Origin of the sequence: Pararhizobium antarcticum (genome assembly GCF_001885585.1) — a bacterium.
GTDB classification, from domain to species: domain Bacteria; phylum Pseudomonadota; class Alphaproteobacteria; order Rhizobiales; family Rhizobiaceae; genus Pararhizobium; species Pararhizobium antarcticum.
Genome location: NZ_LSRP01000049.1, coordinates 1 through 1,347 on the forward strand (window position 1 = coordinate 1; position 1,347 = coordinate 1,347).

Here is a 1,347-nt window from a genome sequence, read left to right on the forward strand (position 1 = left end):
TTTCGCGGGTTGCTACATCCTGCGCCTGGGCGAGTGCATCGTCGACGGTCATCTGCCCGGCAAGCGCGCCGGAGAAGAGCTGCCCGACCGTTGTGCCGAGACCCTGGAATTCCGGGATCGCGACAAACTGAATGCCGACATAGGGAACCGGCTTGACGGTCGGCTTTGTCGGGTCTGCGGCGTTGATGCTCTCCAGCGTCATCTTCGCAAACGGTGCGGCCTTCAGATACTCTTCATTCTGGTAGAGCGAGGTGCGCGTGCCCGGGGGAACGTTGGCCCAGCCTTCCTTCTCGGCGACGAGTGCTGTGTATTCCTTGCTCGTGGCCCAGGCGACGAACTTCTCGGCCGCCTCGGCCTTCGTCGTGCCGGCGGGAATGCCGAGCGACCAGGCCCAGAGCCAGTTGCCGCGCTTGCCCAGGCCATTGTCGGGCGCCAGGGCGTAGCCGACCTTGTCGGCGACGGTGGATTCCGTCGGGTTCGAAACGAAGGACGCAGCCACGGTCGCGTCGATCCACATGCCGCAATTGCCCTGCTGGAACAGCGCCAGGTTTTCGTTGAAGCCGTTGGACGAGGCACCCTGCGGGCCAGCATCATTCATCAGCTTGACGTAGGTTTCCAGCGTGGCCTTCCATTCCGGCTGGTCGAACTGGGGCTTCCAGCTCTCGTCGAACCAGCGTGCACCGAAGGAGTTGGACATGGCCGTCAGGAACGCCATGTTCTCGCCCCAGCCGGCCTTGCCGCGCAGGCAGACGCCGTTGATGCCGGCCGCGCGGTCGGTCATCTTGCGGGCCGCTTCACCGATGAACTCCCAGGTCGGGGCGTCGGGCATGGTCAGCCCTGCCTTTTCCATGAGATCCTTGCGGTACATGACCATCGAGCTTTCCCCGTAGAACGGAGCAGCATAGAGCTTGCCATCGGCCGTCAGGCCCGAGCGCATGGCAGGCAGAAGGTCGTCGACATCATAGTCGGCGCCCAGATTGTCCAGCGGCAGCAGCCAGCCCTGCTTGGCCCAGATCGGCACTTCATAGGTCCCGATCGTCATGATGTCATACTGGCCGCCCTTGGTGGCGATGTCGGTGGTGACCCGTTCCCGCAGGACGTTTTCCTCGAGCGTGACCCACTCGATCTGGATGTCAGGGTTCTTGGCGGTAAAATCGTCCGTCAGCCCCTGCATGCGCACCATGTCACCATTGTTGACGGTTGCGATGGTCAGGGTTTCTGCATTGGCAAAGCCGCAGAAAAGCAGTGCCGAGCCCGAGCCCAGCAGAAAAGTCTTCAATTTCATAATCTTCCTCCCAGAAGAGTGATGAGCATTTGCGTCGCTCGTGGGCAATTACTCATCAAACA

Annotated in this window: 1 protein-coding gene; it reads right to left on the bottom strand. The window is 61.8% G+C overall.

Annotated features, from left to right (window positions below; genetic code table 11):
* Positions 1 to 1,285 (bottom strand): ABC transporter substrate-binding protein (locus AX760_RS04865; RefSeq protein WP_071831869.1); only part of this gene is annotated, 1,285 nt, incomplete at its 3' end.
* Between the last annotated feature and the right edge of the window lie 62 nt (positions 1,286 to 1,347).